This window comes from Salegentibacter holothuriorum, assembly GCF_900168045.1.
Classification (GTDB): domain Bacteria; phylum Bacteroidota; class Bacteroidia; order Flavobacteriales; family Flavobacteriaceae; genus Salegentibacter; species Salegentibacter holothuriorum.
Genome location: NZ_FUYY01000001.1, coordinates 340,108 through 362,198, shown reverse-complemented (window position 1 = coordinate 362,198; position 22,091 = coordinate 340,108). Strand labels below are relative to the sequence as shown.

The 22,091-nt window shown below is 35.1% G+C and carries 21 protein-coding genes; 14 read left to right on the top strand and 7 right to left on the bottom strand.

Translation table 11 applies throughout. The annotated features are described in order from the left end of the window. Window position 1: 1 nt before the first annotated feature. Window positions 2–376 (bottom strand): DNA topoisomerase IV, encoded by a 375-nt coding sequence (locus B5X51_RS01635; RefSeq protein ID WP_079719660.1) that lies wholly within the window; start codon window positions 374–376, stop codon window positions 2–4. Between the two features lie 49 nt (window positions 377–425). Further along, a complete protein-coding gene (locus tag B5X51_RS01630) occupies window positions 426–836 on the bottom strand; it encodes a helix-turn-helix domain-containing protein (protein WP_079719119.1) in 411 nt (136 codons plus the stop codon). A gap of 248 nt (window positions 837–1,084) precedes the next feature. Between B5X51_RS01630 and B5X51_RS01625 the strand changes: the two genes are divergently transcribed. From B5X51_RS01625 to B5X51_RS01600, 6 genes are all read left to right on the top strand, one after another. Beyond that, window positions 1,085–2,278 (top strand): M14 family metallopeptidase, encoded by a 1,194-nt coding sequence (locus B5X51_RS01625; protein ID WP_245828687.1) that lies wholly within the window; start codon window positions 1,085–1,087, stop codon window positions 2,276–2,278. Between the two features lie 75 nt (window positions 2,279–2,353). Continuing rightward, the gene (locus tag B5X51_RS01620; RefSeq protein WP_037314044.1) at window positions 2,354–2,833 is read left to right on the top strand and encodes an Lrp/AsnC family transcriptional regulator; all 480 of its coding nucleotides are present in this window, start codon (window positions 2,354–2,356) and stop codon (window positions 2,831–2,833) included. Window positions 2,834–2,927: 94 nt separating this feature from the next. Then, entirely contained in the window at window positions 2,928–5,501 is a 2,574-nt protein-coding gene (locus B5X51_RS01615; RefSeq protein WP_079719117.1) for a phosphoenolpyruvate carboxylase, read from the top strand. Window position 5,502: 1 nt separating this feature from the next. Then, window positions 5,503–6,027 (top strand): DinB family protein, encoded by a 525-nt coding sequence (locus B5X51_RS01610; protein ID WP_079719116.1) that lies wholly within the window; start codon window positions 5,503–5,505, stop codon window positions 6,025–6,027. Beyond that, the gene (locus B5X51_RS01605; protein WP_079719115.1) at window positions 6,024–7,034 is read left to right on the top strand and encodes a YihY/virulence factor BrkB family protein; all 1,011 of its coding nucleotides are present in this window, start codon (window positions 6,024–6,026) and stop codon (window positions 7,032–7,034) included. The genes B5X51_RS01610 and B5X51_RS01605 overlap by 4 nt, the downstream gene beginning before the upstream one ends. Before the next feature lie 131 nt (window positions 7,035–7,165). Further along, window positions 7,166–7,714 (top strand): type 1 glutamine amidotransferase domain-containing protein, encoded by a 549-nt coding sequence (locus tag B5X51_RS01600; protein WP_079719659.1) that lies wholly within the window; start codon window positions 7,166–7,168, stop codon window positions 7,712–7,714. 81 nt (window positions 7,715–7,795) lie between these two features. Here B5X51_RS01600 and B5X51_RS01595 read toward each other — a convergent pair whose 3' ends face one another. Beyond that, window positions 7,796–9,082, bottom strand: coding sequence for a dipeptidase (locus tag B5X51_RS01595; RefSeq protein ID WP_079719114.1), 1,287 nt, complete (start codon window positions 9,080–9,082; stop codon window positions 7,796–7,798). Window positions 9,083–9,252: 170 nt separating this feature from the next. Between B5X51_RS01595 and B5X51_RS01590 the strand changes: the two genes are divergently transcribed. Genes B5X51_RS01590 through B5X51_RS01580 form a run of 3 tightly spaced genes read left to right on the top strand, consistent with a single transcriptional unit; the run spans window position 9,253 to window position 12,623 of the window. Next, a complete protein-coding gene (locus tag B5X51_RS01590) occupies window positions 9,253–10,704 on the top strand; it encodes a RimK family protein (RefSeq protein WP_079719113.1) in 1,452 nt (483 codons plus the stop codon). A 3-nt stretch (window positions 10,705–10,707) separates the two neighbouring features. Continuing rightward, window positions 10,708–11,928, top strand: a complete 1,221-nt coding sequence (locus tag B5X51_RS01585; RefSeq protein ID WP_079719112.1) for a carboxylate-amine ligase — start codon at window positions 10,708–10,710, stop codon at window positions 11,926–11,928. Then, window positions 11,925–12,623 carry an N-formylglutamate amidohydrolase gene (locus B5X51_RS01580; RefSeq protein ID WP_079719111.1) on the top strand — a complete coding sequence of 233 codons (699 nt, stop codon included), beginning with the start codon at window positions 11,925–11,927 and terminating at the stop codon, window positions 12,621–12,623. Before B5X51_RS01585 ends, B5X51_RS01580 begins: the two co-directional genes overlap by 4 nt. Window positions 12,624–12,781: 158 nt before the next feature. Here B5X51_RS01580 and B5X51_RS01575 read toward each other — a convergent pair whose 3' ends face one another. Both B5X51_RS01575 and B5X51_RS01570 read right to left on the bottom strand, forming a co-directional pair. Next, entirely contained in the window at window positions 12,782–13,195 is a 414-nt protein-coding gene (locus tag B5X51_RS01575) for an OsmC family protein (protein ID WP_079719110.1), read from the bottom strand. Window positions 13,196–13,537: 342 nt separating this feature from the next. Further along, complete coding sequence (locus B5X51_RS01570; protein ID WP_079719109.1) at window positions 13,538–13,969, bottom strand: FKBP-type peptidyl-prolyl cis-trans isomerase; 432 nt, start codon at window positions 13,967–13,969, stop codon at window positions 13,538–13,540. A 285-nt stretch (window positions 13,970–14,254) separates the two neighbouring features. On the opposite strand from B5X51_RS01570, the gene B5X51_RS01565 reads away from it, so the two are divergent. The 4 genes from B5X51_RS01565 (at window position 14,255) to B5X51_RS01550 (ending at window position 18,333) form a co-directional block, all read left to right on the top strand. Further along, window positions 14,255–15,721, top strand: coding sequence for a Gfo/Idh/MocA family protein (locus tag B5X51_RS01565; RefSeq protein ID WP_079719108.1), 1,467 nt, complete (start codon window positions 14,255–14,257; stop codon window positions 15,719–15,721). A 120-nt stretch (window positions 15,722–15,841) separates the two neighbouring features. Continuing rightward, on the top strand, window positions 15,842–16,297 hold the full coding sequence (locus B5X51_RS01560; RefSeq protein WP_079719107.1) for a 3D domain-containing protein: 456 nt from the start codon (window positions 15,842–15,844) through the stop codon (window positions 16,295–16,297). Continuing rightward, entirely contained in the window at window positions 16,297–17,367 is a 1,071-nt protein-coding gene (locus tag B5X51_RS01555) for a transporter substrate-binding domain-containing protein (RefSeq protein ID WP_079719106.1), read from the top strand. The genes B5X51_RS01560 and B5X51_RS01555 overlap by 1 nt, the downstream gene beginning before the upstream one ends. Before the next feature lie 90 nt (window positions 17,368–17,457). Further along, window positions 17,458–18,333: an NHL repeat-containing protein gene (locus tag B5X51_RS01550; protein ID WP_079719105.1), complete on the top strand. Its 876-nt coding sequence runs from the start codon at window positions 17,458–17,460 to the stop codon at window positions 18,331–18,333. Window positions 18,334–18,537: 204 nt separating this feature from the next. Here the strand turns inward: B5X51_RS01550 and B5X51_RS01545 are convergent, their stop codons facing one another. Beyond that, entirely contained in the window at window positions 18,538–19,182 is a 645-nt protein-coding gene (locus B5X51_RS01545) for a hypothetical protein (protein WP_079719104.1), read from the bottom strand. Window positions 19,183–19,312: 130 nt separating this feature from the next. Between B5X51_RS01545 and B5X51_RS01540 the strand changes: the two genes are divergently transcribed. Next, window positions 19,313–20,650, top strand: a complete 1,338-nt coding sequence (locus tag B5X51_RS01540; RefSeq protein ID WP_079719103.1) for an aspartate kinase — start codon at window positions 19,313–19,315, stop codon at window positions 20,648–20,650. A 59-nt stretch (window positions 20,651–20,709) separates the two neighbouring features. Here the strand turns inward: B5X51_RS01540 and B5X51_RS01535 are convergent, their stop codons facing one another. Continuing rightward, window positions 20,710–21,972: a glycosyltransferase gene (locus B5X51_RS01535; protein ID WP_079719102.1), complete on the bottom strand. Its 1,263-nt coding sequence runs from the start codon at window positions 21,970–21,972 to the stop codon at window positions 20,710–20,712. Between the last annotated feature and the right edge of the window lie 119 nt (window positions 21,973–22,091).

Sequence of the window (22,091 nt, the reverse complement as noted above, 5' to 3'; positions counted from 1 at the left end):
TTTATTTTACCCGCTCTACTGAGCCACGCTGCTTTTTATCCTGGCCTACAATTCCATATTCAAAAGTGTAACCATTTTTGTTTGTGGTTAGGATTTTCATGTGAATAGGTTTTTCTTCAGCCATGCTCTTAGGATTTAGATTTTTAATAATATACTCACAGTCGTTAATCCATCTAACCGATGAGGTATCAGATTTCCCCTGGAATTTATCAATTTCTATAGAATCGTTCCTAATAAAAGTAGAAGTGGCTAATTCGCCGTTTAAATAGGTCTTATATTCAAACGTACCTGTTTTATATTCGGCACAATTTCTTTCAGGCTCAAAACAGCCTGTAAAAATAAATAAAAGACTGGATAGTAGTAAAAGCTTCTTCATTATTGCAATTCCTTTTGGACTGCAAAATAAACCTATTTTCCCCGAATTATCAATTTTCAAAGGCTTCAAAGCTGCCGTCTTCGTAAAAAATAACAATTTTTCTAATAGGTTTACTTTTTCCCTGCTGCGGAAAAGCAAATGGCGTTTCATTTTTCTCAGGAATCTTTTGTTCTTTTGGAGGGGAAGCGGTATTCGTTTCCTGTTTTGGTTCAGCCGGAGCAATAGGTTTTGTTGAAGGGGGGAAACTCCCTTTTCCATTTAATAGCCAATATAATTCTACCTCCGGAAAAGACTTCACGATCTTCATTACAAAATCTAAACTTGGCTTATTTCTGCCAGATAGAATATGCGAAATAGAGGAGCGGCCTACTTCAATTTTATCTGCAAAACCGGCAGCAGATAGTTCATAGAATTCGAGTATTCTATGCAGCCTTTTAGAAAAATCTTCTGTGTTTACCATTGTAAATTATATAGCACACCATTGCTATTTACAAATGTAATCAAACCTATTATAGTTACCAAATTACAATTGTAATTAAATGTTTATAATTGAATAATAACTTTATATAGAAATTTGTAAAGCACTAAAATATAGTAAATTGATTATCATTTTAGTTTCGATAGGGTTTATTCCAAGGCTATAGGTTGTACTTAGGTTTTAGCGTTCACACTTGTAACTTACAAAAGTAAATTCACCTGTTTACAATTGTGAAATTTGTATTGTTTACTTTTGTAAACATGGAAGAAACAGGATTTATTACAGCGCTTTTTAAAGATTATAATTCAATTAAAATCAAGGAGCTTTTTGGGAGGTATGTACGACTGATTGATATCGAGAATTTACTGGATAATTTTGGGGAAGAATTTTCCCTAAAAGAAATTGGAGCATCGGTTTTGGGTAAACCGATTCATAGTATTCAATTTGGTAATGGGCCAATTAAAATTATGGCCTGGTCTCAAATGCACGGAAACGAGTCTACTACCACAAAAGCTGTCTTCGACCTAATTAATTATATTAGTAAGTATAGTAAAGAACCTTTAGTACAATCTATTTTAAGTAATTGCAGCATTTGTATTATCCCAATGTTGAATCCCGATGGTGCTGAAGCTTATACCAGGATTAACGCGAATAAAATAGACCTGAACAGGGACGCCCAGAATTTGAGTCAGCCTGAAAGTAGAGTCCTTAAACAGATTTTTGAAAATATTAAACCAGATTTTTGTCTTAACCTTCATGATCAACGCACTATATTTAGTGCGGGTAATACGCCAAACCCGGCTGTATTATCGTTTTTAACGCCTTCTATGGATAAAGACAGGCAAATCTTCCCGTCTCGAATTAAAAGCATGCAGCTTATCGCTAAAATAGTACAGGACCTTTCTGGGTTGTTGCCAGATAGAATAGGAAGGTATGATGACGGTTTTAATATAAATTGTACAGGAGATACCTTTCAAAGTACACAAACACCGACGATTCTTTTTGAAGCAGGTCATTTTCCGCAAGATTATGAGCGTGAAGAAACCAGGAAATACGTGTTTTTAGCTCTAATATCGGTTTTAAAAGCTATAAGTGAAGGAAACTTTGAGGAAATAGACCATAATAAGTACCAGGAAATCCCTGAAAATAAAAAATTGTTCTATGATATTATTTTGAGGGAAGCTAATTCAGAAAATGGAATAGTGGATGTTGCTATTCAATATAAAGAGTTGCTGAAAGAAGGGGAATTGGTTTTTATTCCAGAAATTGAAAAAATTGCTTATAAAATAGAAGAATATGCACACAAAGAAATTCATTGTGAAAAGAAAAAAATTGCGATTAACAACAAATACAAACTTATCGAAAACGTTATAGTTAATAAAATAGTCTTAAATGGGGTAGAATTACCCCTTAAATGTGGATAATTCTCAAAAACCTTAGTAATAATTCAAGGATTTTGTATTAATTTTGAATTTCATATAAACAAAGAAGTTTAAAAAATGGCCAAGTTTAAATTAGACGAAACAGATCACCAGATTCTCGATATGTTAATTGAGAATACTAGGACCCCTTTTACCGATATAGCGAAGAAGCTATTAATATCGGCAGGAACCGTACATGTAAGGGTTAAAAAAATGGAAGAAGCAGGAATTATTAAAGGTTCTTCTTTAACCCTGGATTATAAAAAATTAGGATATGCGTTTATTGCATACGTGGGCGTATTCCTAAAGAATACTTCACAAACTAAATTTGTGTTGGAGCGTATTAACGAAATTCCTTTTGTTACTGTTGCCCATGTTACTACAGGTAAATTCAATGTATTCTGTAAAATTAGAGCACGTAACACCCAACACGCTAAGGAAGTAATCTTTCAATTAGACGATATTGAAGGTGTTTACCGTACAGAAACCATGATTTCTTTAGAAGAGAGCTTAAACGATAAAAAGCGTTTGATGCACTCTATCTTTCAAGACATGTAAGTAACCCTAAACTTATTATAAAACCCTTTAGGCTTACTTGTTTAAAGGGTTTTTTTATAACATCAATTTTAATCTTAATCAACTAAAATTTATTATGCACAGAGAACCAAAACTAGAACGTTTTAATGAGAGCGTACTTTCAAAATATCAGGTTTATAACAGTATATTTTTAACGTTGCCCTTTGACGATATTAGTAAAACAGGATCCCTGCTGCCTCTTTTTCAGGATTTATGTGAAGCGGGCTTTAAGGAGAATAAAAATCCTTCAGAAATTATTGAAAGTTTTTTTAGTAAGTATCAGGATGATCCTTCAGAGAAAGACCAAATTAGTCTATTGTTTAGGTTTATTCAATATATAGAAAGACAGGTAGTGCTTTTTGATGCTATTGAAGATGCCTCTTTTCCTATAGTAAACAATATGGACGGTCGCGGGACTCTTAGAAATGTAAAGGAGGAAGCTGAAGCTAAAGATAAAACACCAGAATTACGGGAATATCTTAAACGTTTTAATGTAAGACCAACCTTAACTGCTCACCCTACGCAGTTCTATCCAGGAGCCGTTTTAGGAATTATTACTGATCTAGATAAAGCCATTCAAAAAAATGATCTTAGCCTTATCAAAAAATTATTGGCGCAGCTAGGGAAGACTCCTTTTTTCAAAAAAGAAAAACCAACTCCTTACGATGAAGCCGTAAGTCTAATATGGTATTTTGAGAATGTATTTTACCAGAGTGTGAGCAAGATCTATAACTATATCCAACAAAATATATTTGAGGGTGAAGATATTGGAAACCAGGTGATTAATTTAGGATTCTGGCCGGGTGGAGACCGGGACGGGAATCCTTTTGTGACCACAGAGATCACTTTAAAAGTAGCACAGAGATTAAGAAGTACTATTTTATTGAATTATTACCGAGATCTGAGAGCGCTTAAAAGAAGAGTGACCTTTAATGAAGTAGATACGATTATTTCTGAAATGGAAACTCCGCTTTATCAAAGTGCAATTTCCAAAACCGGAAAAATTAAGATGTCACTTGAAGACTTTAAGTCTAAGTTATATAAAATCAAGGATATAGTAGAAACAAAGCATCAAGGACTATTTGTTGAAGAAATTAACGATTTAATCAATAAAGTAAATATTTTTGGATATCATTTCGCTACGCTAGATATTCGTCAGGATTCCGGAAAACACGCTGAAGTACTTAAGGAAATCCTTAAAAAACAACCTGAATTATTGCCTGAAAATTATGCTTCTCTTTCTAATGAAGAACAAATAGAGACCCTAACAAAAGCTAAAGGTAATATAGATCCTGAAATCTTTGAAGATGGTATTGCTAAAGCTACGCTATCGTCTATTTATGCTATGCAGGAGATTCAAAAGAAAAATGGCGAGAATGGTGCGAATAGGTATATAATTAGCCATAGTGAAGTACCTCAAAGTATTTTAGAACCATTTGCTTTCTTAAAACTTTGTGGATGGGACAAACCAACGGTAGATATTATCCCGCTTTTTGAAACGGTTCCCGATTTAAAGGCTTCACCAGATGTGATGGAGACTTTATACCAAAACCCTGTTTATAGAGAGCATTTAGAAAGAAGGGGAAATAAGCAAACCATTATGTTAGGATTTAGTGATGGCACTAAAGATGGTGGATATTTAATGGCTAACTGGAGTATTTATCAAGCTAAAGAGAAGCTTACAGAGGTTTCCAGAAAATATGATATTAAAGTAGTATTTTTTGATGGTAGAGGTGGACCACCGGCACGTGGTGGAGGTAAAACTCACCAATTCTATGCTTCTTTAGGTTCTGGTATTGAAAATGAAGAAATTCAATTAACGGTACAAGGGCAAACCATCAGTTCTAATTTTGGAACCAGGGAGTCTTGTAGATATAACCTGGAGCAATTGTTAAGTTCTGGTGTTTCTAATGAGATTTTTAGGGAAGATAAAAACCAGTTAACCGATGAGGACCGGAAAACAATGACAGATCTGGCTGGAATAAGTTATAAAACATATACTGACTTTAAACAGCACGAAAAGTTTATTCCATATTTGGAGCAAATGAGTACGCTTAAATATTACTCCAAAACCAATATTGGTAGTCGTCCATCTAAGAGAAATAAATCGGCTAAACTTAATTTAGACGATCTTAGGGCAATTCCATTTGTGGGAAGCTGGAGCCAGTTAAAGCAAAATGTCCCAGGATTTTTTGGAGTAGGAACAGCTTTAGAGAAGTTTGAAGAGGCAGGCGAATTTGAAAAAGTTAAAGCGCTTTATAACAATTCGGTTTTCTTTAAAACTTTATTGGAAAACTCTATGATGAGCCTTACTAAATCTTTCTTTGCACTTACTGCTTATATGGAGAAGGATAAGGAATTTGGAGATTTTTGGAAGATTATTTATGCCGAATATACACGTACACACGCCATGTTGTTAAAAGTAACCGGGTATAATCAACTTATGGAAAATCAACCCGCTGGAAAGGCTTCTATTGAGGCAAGAGAGCGAATTGTGTTACCTTTATTAACCATTCAGCAGCATGCACTTAGAAAAGTTCAGGAATTGCAGGAACAAGGTAAAACTGCAGAAGAAATTCTAGAGGTTTACGAAAAGATGGTAACGCGTTCCCTTTATGGAAATATAAACGCCAGTAGAAATTCAGCTTAATATGATAGCAAACAGTTTAAATTCTGATGAGTACAATGCGTACTATAACAGATATTTAAAGAAAATCCCCGGCAATTTAGAGCTGGGGATTTTACTTTTGGAAAATAAGGAAGAGTTTCTTAGCTTTCTTAATAAGATAAAACCTGAAGACCTAACTTATAGTTATGCAGAAGGTAAATGGACGGTAGCCGAAGTAATTCAGCACTTAATAGACGTAGAACGAATCTTTCAATATAGATCGCTTACGCTGGCAAGAGATCCCGGAATTAAATTACCCGGTTTTGATCACGATGCTTATGTTCCGGCAAGTTCGACCAGAAATAGAGATATAAAATCCTTTAAAAATGAGTTTAAAGCAGTAAGGGACTCTGGAATTTGTCTTTATAGAAGTTTTTCAGAAGAAATGCTTTTGTGTAAAGGATTTGTTAGTGGTAGCAGTACAAGCTGTCGTGCCTTAGGCTTTATTGCTGCCGGGCACACTAAACATCACATTGAACTCTTTAAAGAGAATTATAATATTGTATGAAGTTTTTTAAAACCTCATGGTCGCTTTTTAAACAGGCCTATATAAGCTGGATGCGCAATGAACCTTATGCGCGCAGTGCCACTATAGCTTATTACGCCTTATTTTCATTACCATCTTTGCTAATAATTGTAGTGACTATAGCCGGGTATTTCTTTGAAAAAGAAGCGGTTCAGGGAAGATTAACTTCAGAAATTAGTGGTTTTATAGGGCAGGAACCTGCAGAGGCCATAGAAAATATGATAGCCAATGCCGCTCTGGCAAGTGATTCTACCTGGGCAATTATATTTGGAATAGGAATGTTGCTTTTTGGTGCTACCGGGGTATTTTTTCAGCTTAAAATGGCCATGAATAATATTTGGAACGTTGCAGCTAAAAAAACCGATTTCCTAAGATTACTATTAGATAGGTTGATTTCATTTGGAATGGTAATGGTTATAGGCCTTTTGCTTCTATTATCTCTGGTTATTTCTGCATTAATTCGGGTTTTAAAGGACGAGATTGAACAATATGCGCCCAGTATTACCGAATTTATGGTAGAGGTTGCGAACTTTAGTATTTCATTTCTTGTGATCACTACTTTATTCGCCGCTATTTTTAAGTTACTTCCAGATATTAAATTACGTTGGAAAATCACTTATTTGGGAGCCGCAGTTACTACTATCTTATTCTTGCTGGGAGAAGCCCTTATAAGTTTTTATTTTGGCCAAAGTGAACCAGCTTCGGTTTACGGAGGTGCTTCTTCGGTAGTTCTAATTTTACTGTGGGTATATTATACCTGCCTAATTTTATTTTTTGGAGCTGAATTTACTGTACAATATGCTTTACTAAAAAATGAAAGGGTAGTACCTAATAAATATGGAGAACCTGCAATTTACCAGGAGCTGGAAAAATTACAGGAAAAACGTACCCATCTGGACGAAGAAAAGGAAATTATAGATACGCTTAGGAATAATATGGACTGGGAGAAAAACCGAGGGAAGAACAAGAAGTCTAAAGAAAAGAAATAGCCAGATTTTATAAACTTTTAAGAGAATTAATAAAGTTTAACTTTAGGCCGTATTTCTTTTATAATGTCCTTAGCACACTATTTTCTTAATGTATTTTATCTTTGAATGAACCAAAAAATGAAGATAGAATTATGGAAAAGAGGATAGCAATATTAGCCACTGACGGATTTGAAAAAAGTGAATTATTTTCTCCGAAAGAGGCTTTAGAAAATGAAGGATTTAAAGTAGATATTATAAGTCTTGAAAAAGGAAAAATTAAAGGCTGGGAAGGTACTAACTGGTCTGGAGAAATAGATGTTGATCGCACCGTAAAAGAAGTGAGTGCTAAAGAGTATAATGCTTTGGTGCTGCCGGGTGGAGTAATTAACCCAGACCAATTGAGAAGAAACGAAGATGTTCTGGTATTTGTACGAGACTTCTTTAAGCAAAGCAAGCCTGTAGGGGCTATATGCCACGCAGCCTGGACGTTAATTAATGCAGAAGTTGTAGAAGGCAGAACAATGACTTCTTTTAACTCTATTAAAAAAGACCTGGAAAATGCAGGTGCACTTTGGGTAGATAAAGAAGTAGTTGTAGATGAAGCTTTTGTGACTTCAAGAAATCCTGACGATCTTCCGGCATTTAATGCTAAGATGATTGAAGAAATTAAAGAAGGAAAACACGATTTGCAGCACGCGTAATCTCAGTTTAAGATTAAAAATTTAAAAGCCTGTCTGGTAAATTTACCAAACAGGCTTTTTTTAATATCCAAGAATTAGAATTTATGCTTTCTGAAGTTCGGCAGCTACAGCATCAACTTCATTCATAACCCTAAGTAAATTTTCTCCCCAAAGCTTAGCGATTTCCTCTTCGGTATAACCGCGCTTTACTAACTCCAGGGTAATATTTAAAGTTTCTGAGGCATCTTGCCAGCCATCAATGCCGCCACCGCCATCGAAATCTGAACTGATACCTACGTGCTCAATTCCTATTAAATTTACCATATAATCTATATGATCTACAAAATCTGAAACTCCTACAGGTTTAATTTTCTCTTTAGTTAATGCTATGGCGGCAGCATCTTTTACCTTTTGTTCCCTGGCATAATAAGCATCTCTATCGGTAGTGCTTAAATCTTTAAGAATATCTTGCCCTAGAACCTCAAATCCCATATCTCTGGCCGTTTCTTCATAAACTTTAGAACTAGTCTCTCTAAATGCTTTATTTTTTTCAGTATTAATATAATCTTTAAAGGCAACGGTTTGTACAACACCACCGTGTTCTTTAAATAGCAATAAAAGCTCATCGTCTAAATTACGACTATGGTTACATAATTTACGGGCAGAAGAGTGGGAGGCAATAAGCGGTGCTTTAGATAATTTAAACATTTCTTTGATGGCCTCCTTTGAGGGGTGTGAAACATCTATCATCATTCCTAATCGGTTCATCTCTACAATTACTTCTTTTCCTAAAGTACTAAGTCCGTTATGCAGCCATTCGTCATTCACTTCACCGGTATTAGAATCACTCAATTGACTATGTCCCTGGTGAGAAAGAGACATATACCTGGCACCTAGATTATAAAATTTTTCTACATTTTTAACGTTCACTCCTATAGGATAGCCATTTTCAACCCCAATCATGGCTACTTTTTTACCCTTAGCAATTAGATTGCGTACTTCTTGAGCATTGGTTGCTAATCCTATTTGTTCCGGGGCAAAATCGTCCACCAACTTATGGATAGCATCAAATTTACTCATCGCATTTTCATGGGCTTTTTTAAAACCTTCTTTGGTTAATTCCTCCTGCCCGGTATAAACAATAAACCAGGCTACATCCAGCCCACCAGCTTCCATTTTGGGAAGGGTTACCTGGTTCCCAAGATCCATAGTATAATTCCTATCTTCTGTGAAGTTATTGATATTTATATCGGCATGAGTATCTATGGTAATTACCTTATCATGAATTTCTTTAGCTTTTTTCAATAAAGCTTCATCATTATGCTGTTGGGCAACTGCCAGGCTGGTCGTAAATATTATTAGGGCAAGGCTAAAAAGATTTAATTTCATATATGTGTTTCAATTTAGTGAAGCGCTGAAATTACTAATAAAAATTAAAGTAATAAATTGAATAGCAACTTTTGGTGAAAATCATACTTAAATAGAAGTTTATATGGCCTAAAAAATAATTTATAAGGTATTCGTTTTTCGAGTACATTTGATAGAACTATCTATAATTAATGAACAAGTATATTATTGTTAATAAGCCTGAAGATTGGAAGTTGGCACTGGATAACATAGAGATTATTTCAGCGCAGTCTTACCTTACCAATCTCAATTTCGCTAAGATTAAAAATGCGAGAATCTTTAATTTATGTAAAGATTATTCTTATCAATCTAAGGGGTATTATGTGTCGCTTTTAGCTGAAGCCAGGGGGCATTTGGCAATTCCTACAGTAAAAAACATTGTAGATCTTAGAGAGCCTAAATTGGTTAAAATTGTTTCTGAAGAGTTTGAAGATTTAATTCAAAATAGCTTAAAAAACATCAAATCACAGGAGTTTACACTTAGTGTTTATTTTGGTCAAAATGTGGCACAAAAATACAAAGACTTGAGTGCGATGTTTCACAGGCATTTTCAGATACCTTTTTTGCGGGTAAAATTTAATTATACCACAAAATGGAATATTAAAAATATAAAAGCAATTTCTGAAGCTGAAATTCCGCAAGAGCATGTGGAAAGCATGCATCAATTTGCTGCCCAGTATTTTGCTAAAAAACGATATGATACACCGCGAGCTAATACATCTGAATTTGATCTGGCAATTTTGGTGCAACCAGATGATCCGGCACCACCAAGCAATGCAAAAGCTCTTAAGAAATTTATAGAGATAGGGGAAAAGATGAATTTCTATGTAGAAATTATTTCTCCAAAAGATCTTTCTCGTTTATCAACTTTTGATGCCTTGTTTATTCGTCAAAGTACCGAGGTAAATAATGAAGCTTATGCATTTGCGAGAAAAGCGCAACAAGAAGGCATTGCCATAATAGATTATCCTGATGCAATTCTTAAGTGTTGTAACAAGGTTTATATGGCTGAAGCATTGGAAAATGCTAATATTCCCACACCAAAAACACTTATAGTTCATAAAGAAAATATAGATAAGGTGTTAGAGATTACGGGACTTCCGGTGGTTTTAAAATCTCCAGATTCTACTTTTTCTTTCGGAGTTAAGAAAGCAAGTACAAAGGCAGAATACCAGGAGTTGGTTACTACAATGCTCAAAAAGTCAGAATTGATTATTGCCCAGGAATATTCTCCTTCTGAATACGATTGGAGAATAGGAGTCTTAGATAACAAACCTTTCTATGCCTGTAGATATTATATGGCCAAAGGCCACTGGCAGATCTACAACTGGGACGCGAAAGATAAAGGCGATCAGGATGGGAATGCCGATGGTTTACCTATAGAAAAAGTTCCAAAGCAAATATTGGAAGCCGCTTTAAAATCGGCTAAATTAATGGGGAAAGGACTATATGGCATAGACATCAAAGAAGTAGGAGGGAAACCGCTTGTTATTGAAATTAATGATAATCCAAATATCGATTTTGGGGTGGAAGACGCTTATTATGGTGAGCAAGTTTATATAGAAATTTTATCGGCTTTAAAAAACCGACTGGTTAAGAAATAATTTATGGGATATCATCTTTTTGAAGTTTTTGGAATTGAACTGGAGTACATGCTTATTGATGCTTCCAATTTTAAAGTGAATCCTATCGTAGATCAGCTTTTTATTAGTAAAAAAGGAGAAATTACTTCAGATATTGAAAACGGTGAAATTGAATGGAGTAATGAGCTGGTGGCACATGTGGTAGAGTTTAAAACCAATGGCCCAACTGATGATTTGGAACATTTAGATCTCCTTTTTGCTGAAAATATTAAAGAAGCTAATTTGTTACTAAAGGAAAAAAAGACCAGGCTTTTGCCATCTGCTGCACATCCTTTGATGCAACCCGAAGCTGAAACTAAATTATGGAAACATAGTTCTAGCAAGATTTACGCCCTTTATAACCGAATTTTTGATTGCAGAGGCCACGGCTGGAGCAATGTGCAAAGTATGCATATTAACCTTCCGTTTTTTGATGATAGCGAATTCGGAAAGTTACACGCCGCGGTGCGTTTACTTTTGCCTATAATCCCGGCTTTAAGTGCCAGTTCTCCTATTTTTGAAGGAAAAAGCACAGGTTTTAAAGATGCCCGGATGCAGGTTTATAAGACTAACCAAAAGGAAATTCCGCAAATGACTGGAAAGGTAATTCCGGAGCAGATTTTTTCTAAAGATGAATATTACGAAACTATTTTTGAACCCATAAACAAGGCCATAAAGCCTTATGATACTGACAATATTCTGGATCATCATTTTTTAAATTCCCGGGGCGCAATTGCCCGTTTTGATAGGAATGCTATAGAAATTCGGGTAATTGACGTTCAGGAATGTCCAAAAGCCGATCTGGCGATTGCTATTTTTATCATTGAATGTTTAAAGCTGCTGGTTAGTGAAGACCTGATCTCTTTAGATGATCAAAAAAAATGGCATGAGAATGAGCTTTTTGAAATTTTTGATGCGGTAATTAAAGATGCTGAAAATACTAAAATCAGTAATAAAGACTACCTAAAGATTTTCGGACTTTCACAAACGATAGCAGTGAAAGAGATTTGGCGCATTTTATTTTCAAAAGTTAAAAGAAATATTTCAGAAAAACACCGAGAAAGCATTCAGTTTTTGCTGAACAATGGAAGTCTTTCATCCCGAATTTTAAAAGCTCTAACAGAAGATTTTTCTGAAAAAAATATTAAGAAAACTTATATTGAATTAGCAGATTGCCTGCAAGAAAATAAATTCTTTAATCCGTGAAACTTATTCTAACCTGTGAGCATGCTTTTAATACTATTCCGCAGGAATATCAGGATTTATTTATTAAAGCAGGAGCCATTCTGAAGTCGCATCGTGGTTATGACACTGGTGCTTTAGATCTGTTCAAAGAATTGGACAGTTTAGCCGATATGTCATTTTTTCAAAAAACCGGGCGTTTACTGGTAGAAGTAAATAGATCTAAAAGACATCCTAATTTGTACTCTGAATTTACTAAAAACCTGTCTGAAGCTTCGAAAACTAAGCTTTTAGACGAATACTATTTTCCATATCGCAATTCGATAGAAAAGCAAATTTTAAGCTTGATAAGAAAAGGGGTGAAGGTGCTTCATTTTTCGGTGCACACTTTTACTCCAAATTTAAACGAAGAGATTAGAGATACAGATATTGGGCTACTTTATGATCCTTCAAGGAGTGGAGAAAAAGAATTCTGTATAAATTTTAAACAAAAATTAAAAGATCAAGATCCTGATTTAAAAATCAGGTTTAATTATCCATATTTGGGAAAAGCAGATGGATTTACTACTTATTTACGAAAGAGGTTTCCTGAAAATTATATGGGAATCGAATTGGAAGTCAATCAAAAATTTGTGAATAATAACCGAATGAACTCAGCCGTTAAGAAGCAAGTATTTAGGGCGTTGAAAGAGCAATATGCGTTAGGTATTAATAAGTAGGAGGTTGTCTAAAAGTTTATTCCGTCAAGCTGAATTTGTCTCAGCTTCTACCATGATTTGATTATCATTAGCTTAGATTCTCAAATAAATTCAGAATGATGAAGTGTATACGTTTAGCCAACCTCCTTTCTACCTTCTTTTACGATTTTTTCAAAAACTTATTGAATCAATTCAGATTCTAATGTTATTTCGGTATCCAGTAATTTAGAAATTGGGCAATTTTCTTTAGCATCTTTGGCTATTTTTTCAAATTGCTCTTTATCAATTCCTTTTACTTTTGCTTTTAAAATTAAATGCGACTTTTTTACCGCACCATCTTCAAAAGTGATTTCAGATTTAGTTTCTAACTCATCAGGTTCAAAACCTTCTTCAGTAAGATTAGCCGAAAGCTGCATCGTAAAACATCCCGAATGTGCAGCGCCTATAAGTTCTTCGGGGTTAGTGCCTTTGCCATCTTCAAACCTAGTTTTAAAAGAGTATTGCGTTTTATCTAGAACACCACTTTGGGTGCTAATTGTTCCTTTTCCTTCTTTAAGATTTCCTTTCCAAACTGCGGTTCCATTTCTTTTCATAATACTAATTTATTGATTTATCTCTAAGATAGGAATCATTGAAGGCAAACTAAAATTATTATCAAAACCTTAACCCAAACCTTACTCGATAATCGAGCTTTTATTATTTATGGATTATTCAGAAATTCAAAAAATTGTTTTGAAAGAAACATTTTCTAGCTTTACTCGATAATCGAGATTAAATGCTGCGAGGCTTGCCTCAAAATCAAATTATATTTTTGGGTAATAATGCTTCGAGAGCTTGCTCCAAAGTAGTTTACTTATTTTAAATTTTTCCAATTATAAAACAAAAAAAGCCCGAAACCATAAGGTTTCGGGCTTTTGTATATAAGTTATAAAAAATTACTTGATCTCTACAACTTCAAGATCAAATACCAGGTCTTTACCTGCCAGTGGGTGATTTCCATCTACCACAATAGTTTCTTCTTTTACATCTTTAACCACAAGATTCATTTCCTGACCATCAGGGCTTTTAGAAACAAGTCCCATTCCTACTTCTGGCTTAATTTCTTCCGGAAGCTGGCTCTTTTGTACTTCTTGTACAAGCTCTTCTCTTGGCTCTCCGTAAGCTTCTTCTTTAGGAATATTTATGGTTTTCTTCTCGTTCACTTCCATATCGATAAGGCCTTTCTCGAAACCAGGAATTAGCTGTCCCTGTCCCATAGTAAATTCTATAGGCTCACCTCTTTCTACGGAGCTGTCAAAAACCTGCCCGTCAGCTAGTTTACCTGTGTAATGTACCTTTACCGTGTCATTTGCTTTTACTTGACTCATAATGTTGTTTTTCAAAAATTATAATGGGCATTATTAACATATTGCCCTTTAAAGATTGCAAATGTACAGTTATTAAATCCGTCTCCAAATTGTAGCCCTTATAATCCTAAAATCTTAAAAAAACATTAACATTTTGATTAGCATATTTTTTACAATGCTAGGCTTTGAAAGACAAAGCTTTAATATTAAAATTGGAAATTCCATAATAAGTAAATACATTTATTAACTTAACTTTAATAAAAAATTTGTTTAAGTGTAACCTATTAAAATTAAAACTCCGAAAAAATGAAGAAAAAATTATCTCCGAAGACCAATTCCAGAAGAAGTTTTCTAAAAACTACCGCACTGGCTACAGCTGGAATTAGTATTATTCCCAGGCACGTAATGGGAGGCCCCGGCTTTATAGCACCCAGTGATAAACTAGTGGTTGCAGGAATTGGAGTAGGTGGAAAAGGAGAAAGTGATATTTATAGTTTTTACCAATCGGGAAGGGCCGATATTGGTTTTTTATGTGATGTAGATAAGAAAAGAGCAGCAAAATCTATAGGGCGGTTCCCTAAAGCAAATTTTTATACTGATTTTCGGGAAATGCTAGATAAAGAAGCTGGAAATATTGATGCAGTTTCTATTTCAACACCAGATCATGGCCATGCCGTGCAGGCTATGGCTGCAATGGAATTAGGGAAACCTGTTTACGTACAAAAACCTCTAACTCATGATATCTATGAAGCCAGACAATTAACGGAGGCCGCCAAAAGGTATAAAGTGGTTACCCAAATGGGGAACCAGGGTGCTTCTGGCGACGGAGTGAGAAAAGTACAGGAATGGATTGATGCAGATCTTATAGGAAAAGTGCATACTGTTTATGTTTGGACAGATCGCCCGGTTTGGCCACAGGGAATTCCCTGGCCAAAGGAGAAAAGCACTCTGGTAGCCAAAGATTTAGATTGGGATTTATGGCTAAATACCGCCCCTTATAAAAAGTACAGAGAAGGTTTAGTACCGTTTAACTGGCGTGGCTGGTGGGATTATGGTACCGGAGCATTAGGCGATATGGGATGTCATTTAATTGAAGTACCTTATCGAGTGTTAGGTCTTGGCCATCCAAAAGATGTTCAGTGCAGTGTGGGAAGTGTATACGTAGATGAATTTAAAAGAGGTTATTTCCCAGAAAGTTGTCCGCCGTCAAGTCACGCGATAATGACTTTTCCTAAAACTGAAAAAACGAGTGAAGACCTAACTATTCATTGGATGGACGGTGGAATTAAACCAAAGCGACCTGAAGAACTTGGTCCAAATGAAACTTTTGGCGATGGTGGCAACGGTGTTTTATTCATTGGCGATAAAGGAAAAATGATGTGTGGTACTTATGGTAGAAATCCACGTTTATTACCAACTTCAAAAACCGATGAAGTTAATATAGCCCAAACATACGAGCGCGTTCCCGGAGGAGAAGAAGGGCATTATGCGCAATGGGTAGAAGGAGCAATTGCAGGTTATGGAAAAAAGAAAATGAGTTCTCCGTTTGAAATTGCAGGGCCATTAACTGAAACGCTTTTGATCGCTAACCTGGCCATTAGAGGTTATGATGTAAGGAATGAGAAAAAACGCGCCAATGGAGATAGTTATTTTGAATATCCGGGACGGGATATAAAAATGCTATGGGATTCAGAAAATATGCGGGTTACCAATTTTGATGAAGCTAATCAATTTGTGCGCAGAGAATACCGGGATGGTTGGAAGCTGAGCTAAAATGATAAAATCAAGAACCTCGGAGCAAGCCCACGAGGTATGAATTGAAAAAAAACTTTTAAAAATTCGAGGCAAGCCTCGGGGTTTTAAACCCTCTGGAGGGATTAAAAAATATAAGTTATGAAAGTTGGAGTAATTGTATGTCTGGTAATTTTTTACTTCAGCTTTTCAGCTTGTAAGCTCAATAATGAAAACCCCAAAGAATCTGCTACAGTTTGGGATACCTTAGAAGTAACAGCTTCAGCCTATAATTCTGTTAGTTGGCAAACAGGTGCTGGCGGTGCTAATATAACTGCCTGGGGAGATACCTTAAAACCCGGCCTAAAAGCCATTGCAGTTTCAAGGGATTTAATTAAAAAAGGGCTGGATCATAACACTCCAGTTAAAATAGAAGGTTTTGACAGCATTTTTTTGGTGAAAGATAAAATGCATTATCGTTGGAAGAATAAAATAGATATTTATATGGATGAAGATGTCAAAAAAGCCAGAAATTTTGGTCGTAAAAAATTAAATATTTATTATGAAGTTCCACGAGATTCAATTTCAAATAATAACACACAAAAAGATAATTCTTAATGACAAAAAAATACTTTTTTCTATTTAGCCTTTTAATTTCAAGTTTAAGTTTTAATGCGCAGCAATCTCCAGATAGCCTGCATCTATCCAAAAAACTAGTGATTGGAGTTACCCCAACTCCACCATTTGTAATGGAAGAAAATGGCGAATATGTGGGCTTGAGTATAGATTCCTGGGAATTGATCAATGAAAAAATGGAGTTTGATTATGAGTTTAAGAAATATGGCTCTTTGGCTGAGCTATTAAATGGAATAGAAAACAATGAAGTGGACTTCAGTATTAACCCGGTAACAGTTACTGATAATAGGATGAAGCGAATGGATTTCTCTCAGCCTTACTTTATTTCGCATACCGGGGTGGCAAAAAGAAGCGAGTCCCAAATCTTTAGTTATTTAGGAAACTTATTTAGCTGGAATTTTATTTCGGCAATTTTAATTTTACTGGCGGTAATTTTTCTATTTGGTTTTCTGGTGTGGATTTTTGAACGAAAAAAGAATGCCGAAGAGTTTGGAACAGGTACCCGTGGTATACTTCAGGGGTTTTGGTGGAGTGCTGTAACTATGACTACCGTTGGGTACGGGGATAAATCACCCAGAACCACCGGCGGACGCGTAATAGCACTTATTTGGATGTTTATGGCAATAATCATCATTTCCAGTTTAACGGCAGGAATCGCTTCATCGCTCACGGTACAAACTATGAATGATGAAATAAGCTCGATACAGGATCTTTCTAAATTTGATGTTACTAGTGTAGAGAGCAGTAGTGCAAAAGAATTACTTAGCCTTTATAATATAGAACATAATGAGGTGATTGATGAAAAGGAAGGAATCGCTCTATTGCAAGATGAGAAAACCAAACTTTTTGTTTATGATGAGCCTATTTTACGTTATGAAATTAAAAGAAGTGGCCTTGAAGATGAAATTGAAATCTTACCTAAAACCCTTAAAAAAGATTATTACGGTTATAGCTTTCCGAAGAATTCAGCATTAGTAGACGAGATTAATCCTGTACTTATTAGTGTATTAAAAACTATGGAATGGAATAGCATCATGAGCAAATACGAATAATTCCCCAAGCTTTAAAAGCCCCAAATTAGGCAGCATATTTATTCCAAACATCTAATTTAGTATCTTTAGGAAGACCAAAAAATTAATACGATGAAAGGACTTACAATTAAATTGCTTTTATTAAACCTAATGATATGTAGCGGAGTTTATGCGCAAAGCACTTCGGCTACACTTATTAAGAAAGTTGAAGGTTTTAGTCACCCGGAGTCTGTTGTTTTTAATGAAGACAAGAACGAATATTATATTTCGAATATGGCCGATAGGGAAGATGGTGACGGCTTTATTTCCAGAGTTTCTTCAGAAGGGGAAATTTTAGAGCTAAAATGGATAGACGGCTTAAAGGATCCAAAAGGTTTACTGATAAAGGACGATAAAGTCTACGTTACCAATAATACTGAACTCGTTGAAATTAGTATTGCTAATTCAAAAATACTTAGAAGAATCCAGGTAGAAGGCTCAAAATCATTAAACGATATCACAGTTGATGCGGTTGGAAATATTTTTATTTCAGATTCAGGGAAAAGTGCTATTTACTTGATGCCTGGCGATTCAGTAAATATGATGATTCCTGAAGATAAAAAAGGTAAAATAATTGAATATTTAGACAGCACGAGATTAGAATATGTGAATGGGCTCTATGCTCAAAACGATCATCTTTATGCTGCCGCCTGGGGAGAAAACAACAACGGTAATTTTCTTAAAATTGATATGGATACCCGCGAGATTACTAAAATCTCTAAAGAAGGAATTGGTAATTTAGACGGAATACAACCGGTTGGAGAAGAAGCGTTTTACTTGTCAGATTGGGCATCTGGTAAAATTTATCTGGCAGGAAAAAATGGTGATCTAAAGGAAGTTTTAACTTCAGAAAAAAGCGCGGGAGACATCTTTTTTGATGCTGAAAAAAATCAATTGGTTTTACCTATGAATCATCAAAATGCTGTTTGGTGGTATCAGTTGAATTAATCTAAGAATGCTTTTTCCTCCTAAAATTGCTAAGTATTAGATTTTAAGCTATATTTTCTTCAACAAAATTCAATTTATTGGCACCGCCAAAGGGTATAATACCCCGGGGCTTGCCTCGAAATTAAAAATTTGTTTCCAACGAATGTCTCGTGGGCTTGCCCCGAGATAGTTTACTTCTTTTATTGAAAGCAGGGTGGTTTCTAACTACTTTTTTATCTCGTTAATCAACAAAAAAGCCTGATTTACGTAGTCTTTTTCAAGAAATAGCGCAAAATAATTCGAGGTTGAAATCATTTCAAAAATTGGAATTCCTTCATAGGCTAATAGTTTGAAAAGATAAAAATAAAGACCTACAAACTGTGAGCTGTTTTTAGGTAGAGCAATAGTTATAGAAGATAGTTCCTCTTTTATAGAAACTCGCCTTTCATTTCTAAAGCAGTCTTCAACCAGATTGGTTAGGCTGGAAGACACTAAAATATTACTCTCCTGGTAGTTACTGGAGTAATTAAGGTAAACTCCGTTTTGATCTTTTACAGCATCCAGCAGTTTTGCTTTATTCGCAATAATTGTGTTCGAGTTTAAAAAGGTATATTCTGTAATTCCAGATCTAACCACAATATCGCCCAACTCTCTTAAATGCTGCATATTTATTTTAGTACGGTGTGGAGCATAACGCCTTAAAGCCATAATAATAGACCCCTGTTTTACAGGTTTCCGCATTTCTTTTTCTACCTGAGGCTGAATATCTTCCGCCAATCCGCTAAAATTTATAATGTCTCGTGCAATAGCATCATCAAGAAATGGCTGATGTCTAATAATATCGTGGACACAGGTAGTTATCGTCTTCATTGTTAATTATTGTACATTTTGTGCAAATGTATATAAATTGTGAGATATTTTTTGTCGGAGTAAGCTTAAATTCTAATTATGCACGAAGTTATTTTTAGTAAGGACTAAAAAGATTGAAAAACACTTAGCGATGAAGGTATTAAAATTTGGGGGAACGTCTGTAGGCTCTGTTGAGAGCATTAGAAATGTAAAAAATATTTTAGCAGCCGGAGAAGGTAAAAAGGTGCTTGTTCTTTCTGCAATGGCCGGTGTAACCAATAAATTGGTAGAGATCACCGAGCTTATTAAAACTGAAGATCATTCAGCTATAGCAGTTATTATTGAAGAATTAAAAACTAAGCATGAAGAAACGATTGATGCACTTATAACTGATGCTTCTTTAAATTCAAAGGCTAAAAGTTTTGTAGCCAATGTTCTTAATACTTTACAAGAGCTTACCCAAAGTGAATATTCAGAAACTATTTACGCAGAGGTAGTCACGACTGGTGAAACCATGCTTACGTACATTTTTTCTACTTTTCTTACCCATTCAGGAATGCAAAATAGCTTTTTGAATGCTAAAGAATTTATGCATGTCTCAAACCTGGAAAATCCCGATACTAATTATGTAGGTGAGCTTTTTCAACAAACTATAAAAAACCTTGAAGCAACAGAACTTTATATTACACAGGGTTTTGTAAGGATAGATTCAAAAAATCAAGTTAATACGCTAAAAAGAGGAGGGAGTGATTATAGCGCAACCATTTTAGCCGCAGCTGTGCAGGCTGAAGAAGTTCAAATTTGGACAGATATTGACGGTTTTCATAATAACGATCCAAGATATGTTGAAAATACGCACGCTATAGCCGAGTTAAGTTTTGAAGAGGCTTCAGAGCTGGCTTATTTTGGAGCTAAGATTCTGCATCCCCAAACTATTTCTCCGGTAATAAAAAGGCAAATTCCGTTATTTTTAAAGAATACTTTTACCCCAGATCTTCCGGGTACAAGAATTTCAGACGAAATACATTCTCGCGGACTGAAAGCGATTTCAGCTAAAGATGGGATAACCGCCATTAAAATTAAATCTAATAGAATGTTGATGGCTCATGGTTTTCTGAAAAAGATTTTTGAAGTCTTTGATACTTATGAAACTGCCATAGATATGATTACCACTTCAGAAATTGCAATTTCATTAACTATAGATTCCGATAGGAATTTACCGCAAATTCTGGAAGAGTTAAATGATTACGGTGAGATTACCGTAGAGAACGAACACAGTATTATTTGTATTGTTGGTGAAGGTCTTATAGAAGATAAAAGCACCAGTCGCTTATTTGAATTATTAAATGATATCCCTGTAAGAATGATTTCTTATGGCGGGAGCAATAATAATATTTCTTTATTGGTAGCTTCTAAAAATAAAATACAAACCCTGCAGGGTTTAAACCAAAAGTTATTTGAGCATCAAAAAACGCCTCAATTTGTTTGATTTCTGTTTGTGAACAGGTAACTGTTCCTTTTGTGTAGTAAAAACCGCCGGGAGGCAAATTATAGCCGGCGGTTTTTCTTATTATTCTCCTTTTCCTCAATGAATTTAGCCATAAAGTAAGTACTTCTATGCTTATGATGTTGCAACATTTTACCCACAAAATTCTCTCTTCTATATAAACTGATATTCTGGATAAGCTCTCGTAGAATTTTAGAAAATTCTTGCTGATGTTTTTCCTTATTAAATCTAGAATTAACTATAGTAAACCCTTGATTTACCGCATTTAGCCAAAGTTTTTCTTCGGTGTATAAACGCACCGCTTTTTCAGCAAATTGCTTTGGGTTGTTGGTTATAAAACCATTCCAGTTTAAATTTCCATTAATACCTTCGGCTCCTATTGCCGTGGTTATCGTAGGTGTGCCACATTGCATTGCTTTAACCAATTTTCCTTTTAATCCGGCACCAAATCTGATAGGTGCCAGGCAAACTTTTGCATTACGCATTACAGTTTCTGCATTTTCAGCCCGGCCTTTTACAATAAATCCTTCTTTCTCATTATGAAGATTCCATACCTTTTGCGAAGGATAAGCACCGTAGATATCTATTTTTGCTTTTGGTAATTCTTGCCTTATCAATGGCCATATTTCCTCTTTTAAGTATAGTACGGCGTTCCAATTTGGTTCGTGTAGAAAATTACCAATACTTATAAAATCTTTACGTTGTTGAAATTCAGGCATTCCTGATTTTTCTGAATCTGTAATGGCATCCAGCATAAAAGGAAGATAATGCAGAAGTTGAGGATTTATATTGAATTCATTCTGCAATAATTTCATTTCAACTTCAGAAATAATGAGGCTAAGATCACACCTGTAGATACTGGCAATTTCTCTTTTGGTGATTTCAGCATCAAAATAAAGATCTTCGGCAGGAATATTTTTTTTAAAGGCTTCAATCCTTGTTTTTCTTAAAAAATGAAGGTCTTCTGTATCCAGAATTTTCAAGGCTTGGGGGCAGGTTTCATCTACTCTCCATCCAAATTGTTCTTCGGTCATAAACCTATCAAAAAGCACCAAATTAGGTTGAATCTCTTTTAGTAATTCGTCAAAAGAAGGATGGTTCATTTTAATCACTTCAGAAGCGATATTCATTTTTTCCAGGTCTATAGCAAATTCGCTACGAGCAGCGGTAGTTACAAAGGTGATTTTATATTTTTCAGCAAGAAAAAATTGGAGTAATTGCAACATTCGGCTGCCTGCGGCAGAGGAATTAGGTTCGGGCCAAACACAACCAATTACAAGTAGACGACTTTTGGATAAGCTCATGAGAAATTCACAGAAAAATTAATATTCTAATTTGGATTCAGAACTGCGAACATTTAAATCTCGATTATCGAGTAAACGCGGCATAAAATTTTTCAAAAATACCTGAAATTAGACCGGTT

Excerpts from the sequence above, each read along its gene's own strand:
- B5X51_RS01635 (WP_079719660.1), bottom strand. The coding sequence starts at position 376 with ATGAAGAAGCTTTTACTACTATCCAGTCTTTTATTTATTTTTACAGGC.
- B5X51_RS01630 (WP_079719119.1), bottom strand. The coding sequence starts at position 836 with ATGGTAAACACAGAAGATTTTTCTAAAAGGCTGCATAGAATACTCGAA.
- B5X51_RS01620 (WP_037314044.1), top strand. The coding sequence starts at position 2,354 with ATGGCCAAGTTTAAATTAGACGAAACAGATCACCAGATTCTCGATATG.
- B5X51_RS01615 (WP_079719117.1), top strand. The coding sequence starts at position 2,928 with ATGCACAGAGAACCAAAACTAGAACGTTTTAATGAGAGCGTACTTTCA.
- B5X51_RS01610 (WP_079719116.1), top strand. The coding sequence starts at position 5,503 with ATGATAGCAAACAGTTTAAATTCTGATGAGTACAATGCGTACTATAAC.
- B5X51_RS01605 (WP_079719115.1), top strand. The coding sequence starts at position 6,024 with ATGAAGTTTTTTAAAACCTCATGGTCGCTTTTTAAACAGGCCTATATA.
- B5X51_RS01600 (WP_079719659.1), top strand. The coding sequence starts at position 7,166 with ATGGAAAAGAGGATAGCAATATTAGCCACTGACGGATTTGAAAAAAGT.
- B5X51_RS01595 (WP_079719114.1), bottom strand. The coding sequence starts at position 9,082 with ATGAAATTAAATCTTTTTAGCCTTGCCCTAATAATATTTACGACCAGC.
- B5X51_RS01590 (WP_079719113.1), top strand. The coding sequence starts at position 9,253 with ATGAACAAGTATATTATTGTTAATAAGCCTGAAGATTGGAAGTTGGCA.
- B5X51_RS01585 (WP_079719112.1), top strand. The coding sequence starts at position 10,708 with ATGGGATATCATCTTTTTGAAGTTTTTGGAATTGAACTGGAGTACATG.
- B5X51_RS01575 (WP_079719110.1), bottom strand. The coding sequence starts at position 13,195 with ATGAAAAGAAATGGAACCGCAGTTTGGAAAGGAAATCTTAAAGAAGGA.
- B5X51_RS01570 (WP_079719109.1), bottom strand. The coding sequence starts at position 13,969 with ATGAGTCAAGTAAAAGCAAATGACACGGTAAAGGTACATTACACAGGT.
- B5X51_RS01565 (WP_079719108.1), top strand. The coding sequence starts at position 14,255 with ATGAAGAAAAAATTATCTCCGAAGACCAATTCCAGAAGAAGTTTTCTA.
- B5X51_RS01560 (WP_079719107.1), top strand. The coding sequence starts at position 15,842 with ATGAAAGTTGGAGTAATTGTATGTCTGGTAATTTTTTACTTCAGCTTT.
- B5X51_RS01555 (WP_079719106.1), top strand. The coding sequence starts at position 16,297 with ATGACAAAAAAATACTTTTTTCTATTTAGCCTTTTAATTTCAAGTTTA.
- B5X51_RS01550 (WP_079719105.1), top strand. The coding sequence starts at position 17,458 with ATGAAAGGACTTACAATTAAATTGCTTTTATTAAACCTAATGATATGT.
- B5X51_RS01545 (WP_079719104.1), bottom strand. The coding sequence starts at position 19,182 with ATGAAGACGATAACTACCTGTGTCCACGATATTATTAGACATCAGCCA.
- B5X51_RS01540 (WP_079719103.1), top strand. The coding sequence starts at position 19,313 with ATGAAGGTATTAAAATTTGGGGGAACGTCTGTAGGCTCTGTTGAGAGC.
- B5X51_RS01535 (WP_079719102.1), bottom strand. The coding sequence starts at position 21,972 with ATGAGCTTATCCAAAAGTCGTCTACTTGTAATTGGTTGTGTTTGGCCC.